The following is a 3,838-nucleotide window of genomic DNA, read 5'->3' on the forward strand; positions in this document are numbered from 1 at the left end:
GGGCTGGAGAGGTAAACGCCGCGGGGGCAGGGAGACAAACGCCGCAGGGGCAGGGAGGTAGACGCCCGAGGGGCTGGAGAGGGCTGGGAGGTAAGCGGCCCAGGGCCTGGGATGGCCAGGCGGCGCAGCGGCTGAAAGCCGACGCCGCCTACCGCCCGACCTCCTTCGTCACCAGGGCCACCGCCTCGTCCACGTCGTCCGTGACGTGGAAGAGCAGCAGGTCCTTCGCGGACGCCTTGCCCTGGGCGATCACCGTGTCGCGCAGCCAGTCGACCAGCCCGCCCCAGTACGCCGAGCCGAACAGCACGATCGGGAAACGGGTGACCTTGCCCGTCTGGACGAGCGTGAGCGCCTCGAAGAGCTCGTCCAGTGTGCCGAGCCCGCCGGGCAGGACCACGAAGCCCTGCGCGTACTTCACGAACATCGTCTTGCGGACGAAGAAGTAGCGGAAGTTGACGCCGATGTCGACGTGCGGGTTGAGGCCGGACTCGAAGGGCAGCTCGATGCCCAGGCCGACCGATACCCCGTTCGCCTCCCGTGCTCCCTTGTTCGCCGCCTCCATCGCTCCGGGGCCGCCTCCGGTGATCACCGCGAAGCCCGCCTCGACCAGCGCCCTGCCGATCCGTACCCCGGCCTCGTACTCCGGCGCGTCGGCCGGGGTCCTGGCCGAGCCGAAGACGCTGATGGCGCTCGGCAGTTCGGCCAGCGCCCCGAATCCCTCGACGAACTCCGACTGGATGCGCATCACCCGCCACGGGTCGGTGTGCACCCACTCGGAGTCGCCCTCGGAGTCCAGCAGCCGCTGATCGGTGGTGCCGGGCTGTACCTGGTCCCTGCGGCGCAGCACCGGGCCGAGCCGCTGTTCCTCGGGCCGCACCGCGCCCTCGGGAACCTCCGCGCCCTCAGGGATTCGCGCATCCTCGGGGTTGCCCATGACCTGCTCCCTCCGCCGACATCAGGGCCGCCCTGCGGCGCCCTGTCTCAGGCCAGCGTAGATCGCCGGAGGTTACGGGCAGGGGAATGCCGGAGGTCAGGTCGTGAGCCAGGAGCGGAGCCGGTCCTCGCAGTGGGTGATCCGCTCGACCGCCACGTGCTCGTTGCGCTTGTGCGCGAGAATCGGATCGCCGGGGCCGTAGTTCACGGCCGGGACGCCGAGTGAGCCGAAGCGCGACACGTCCGTCCAGCCGAACTTGGGCCGGGCGGTGCCGCCGACCGCGTCCATGAACGCCTTGGCCGCCGGGTGGGAGAGGCCGGGCATGGCCGCGCCCGAGTGGTCGTCGACGGTGAATTCGGCGACGCCGCAGCCGGCGAAGACCTCGTGGACGTGGGCCAGGGCCTCCTCGGCGCTCAGATCGGGGGCGTAGCGGTAGTTGACGACGACCGTGCAGGCGTCGGGGATGACGTTGTTGGCGACGCCCGCCTCGATCCGTACGGCGTTGAGTCCCTCGTGGAACTCCAGCCCGTCGATCACCGGCTTGCGCGGTTCGTACGCGGCGAGCCTTTCGAGGATGGGCGCGGCGGCGTGGATGGCGTTGGACCCCATCCAGCTGCGTGCGGAGTGTGCCCGCTCGCCCTCCGTACGGAGGAGGACCCGCAGGGTGCCCTGGCAGCCGCCCTCGACCTCTCCGTTGGAGCCCTCCAGGAGGACGGCGAAGTCGGCCGCCAGCCATTCGGGGTGGGCGTCGGCGATGTGTCCGAGGCCGTTGAGGTGCGCGGCGACCTCTTCGTTGTCGTAGAAGACGAAGGTGAGGTCGCGGTTGGGCTCGGGCACGGTCGCGGCGATCCGCAGCTGGACGGCGACGCCGGACTTCATGTCGGAGGTCCCGCACCCCCAGAGCAGGCCGTCGGCGTCGAGCCGGGACGGCACGTTGTCGGCGATCGGCACGGTGTCGATGTGCCCGGCGAGCAGGACGCGCTCACCGCGGCCCAGGTTCGTGCGGGCGACGATGTTGTTGCCGTGCCGGTCGACGGTCAGGTGCGGGAGGGGCCGCAGCGCCGTTTCGATGGCGTCCGCGAGGTCCTTCTCCTCCCCGCTGACCGAGGGGAAGTCGACGAGCCGTGCGGTGAGCGCGGGCCCGTCCAGGGTGAGGTCAAGGGTGCTTTCGGACATGGCTACGACCCTAATGCCTCGCGTACGGTGGCCCCGTGCCCCGGACCGATTCCACCGCCCGCCGACACACCGGCCGCAGCCGTCGCCTGCGCGTCTCGGCCGCCTTCGCCGTGCTCGTGGCAGTGGGCGGGTATCTGACCGTTCAGTACCTCACGGGCGGCAAGGGTTCCCAGCAGTGCACCGTCCGGTCGGCGGACGGTTCCTCCGGTGACGGGCGCACGTACCGGCTGAGTGCGGAGCAGGCGGCGAACGCCGCGACGATCTCGGCCGTCGGCACCACGCGCGGGATGCCGGAGCGTGCGGTGACGATCGCGCTGGCGACGGCTCTCCAGGAGTCCGGGCTGCGCAATCTCGAACACGGCGACCGGGACTCCCTCGGGCTGTTCCAGCAGCGTCCCTCGCAGGGCTGGGGCACCGGGAAGCAGATCCTGGACCCGGTGTACTCGGCCGGGAAGTTCTACCAGCACCTGGCCGAGGTTCCCGGTTACTCGCGGCTGCCGCTCACGGTGGCCGCGCAGCGCGTGCAGCGCAGCGGTTTCCCGCAGGCGTACGCGAAGCACGAGCCGGATGCCGCTCTGCTGGCTGCGGTACTGACCGGCCGGACGCCGGCCGGCCTGGAGTGTTCGCCGCCTCGGACCACGGCCGGGACGGGCGACGCGGCGAAGGTCGGGGCGGCGCTGGTCCGTTCCTTCGGCAAGGACGTCCTGCCGGCCGGGGACGCGGCGGAGAAGGTCGCCGCGACGGCGGGTGCGACGACTCAGGGCTCGCTCTCGGTGCCGGTGCGTTCCGGCGGCGCCACCGAGGAGGGCGGTGCCCCGCAGCGCGGCTGGGAGCTCGCGCACTGGGCGGTCGCGCAGTCCGAGGCGCTGGGTATCGACGAGGTCACCTATGCGGGCCGGGTATGGGCCGCCGGATCGGGCTGGCGGGCGGAAAGCGAGAAAACGGGCACCACAGAGGTCCGTATGCGCCTCGTGCATTAGTGCGGACAGTCCCCCGCACAGGGGGTCCGGGCATTCCCGGACCGGCCTCCGCACAGCGGTTCGCACGCCCCCTTCCATGACACCCAATTCCCGTGCGTGCGAAGAGAAGTGACGGTTCATCGGGAAGTCGTTGAATGCGTCGTCCGCCCGGGTTCCTCCGTTGCGGATTATGTGACGCATTACCGACTCTTTACATCGGTGCACCGCAACCTCCCCCGCCCCCACGACGGTTGTCATGGCGTCCGACCCACGGACAGCCAGATTTCACACCCCGTCGAAGGAGCATCATGTCCCTCCCCCTGACCCGTCGGATCGTCCGTACCGCGCTGCTGATCGCGGCGGGTGCGGCCCCCGTGGTCGGTGCGGCCGGCGCCGCAGGTGCCGCGGAGCTCCCGCAGGCTCCGGACCTCGGCGGTCTCACCGCCTCCGACGACGCCGGACTCGGCAAGACGGTCGACGGCGTGTCCCAGCAGGGCGCAGAGGCCGGCGGCAAGGTCGTCGGGACCACGCTGCCGGTGGCGAGCAAGACCCTCGGCGAGACGGGCGCCAAGGCCGCCCCCGCCGCCGTCCGGACCGTCGGCCAGACGACGAGCGGCGACGCGACCGACGTGCTCGGTGACGTCACCAAGGGCGGTCTGCCCACCGACAGCCTCGGCGGCCTGCCCACCCAGGGCCTGCCGCTCGGCTGATCCACGCCACGCCCGATGACAGACGCGTGGGGGCCTGAGGAGTGCGCACTCCTCAGGCC

4 protein-coding genes are annotated in these 3,838 nt (G+C 71.4%); 2 read left to right on the plus strand and 2 right to left on the minus strand.

Annotated features, from left to right (window positions below):
• Positions 1-148: 148 nt before the first annotated feature.
• Positions 149-934, minus strand: a complete 786-nt coding sequence (locus ACFVW8_RS38645; protein ID WP_389698657.1) for a TIGR00730 family Rossman fold protein — start codon at positions 932-934, stop codon at positions 149-151.
• A 96-nt stretch (positions 935-1,030) separates the two neighbouring features.
• Positions 1,031-2,110: a succinyl-diaminopimelate desuccinylase gene (gene dapE / locus ACFVW8_RS38650; RefSeq protein WP_389698659.1), complete on the minus strand. Its 1,080-nt coding sequence runs from the start codon at positions 2,108-2,110 to the stop codon at positions 1,031-1,033.
• Positions 2,111-2,145: 35 nt separating this feature from the next.
• Between dapE and ACFVW8_RS38655 the strand changes: the two genes are divergently transcribed.
• Complete coding sequence (locus ACFVW8_RS38655; protein ID WP_389698661.1) at positions 2,146-3,090, plus strand: hypothetical protein; 945 nt, start codon at positions 2,146-2,148, stop codon at positions 3,088-3,090.
• 287 nt (positions 3,091-3,377) lie between these two features.
• Entirely contained in the window at positions 3,378-3,779 is a 402-nt protein-coding gene (locus ACFVW8_RS38660) for an ATP-binding protein (RefSeq protein ID WP_389698663.1), read from the plus strand.
• Positions 3,780-3,838 lie beyond the last annotated feature (59 nt).

Source organism: Streptomyces sp. NPDC058221, from assembly GCF_042882365.1.
GTDB lineage: Bacteria > Actinomycetota > Actinomycetes > Streptomycetales > Streptomycetaceae > Streptomyces.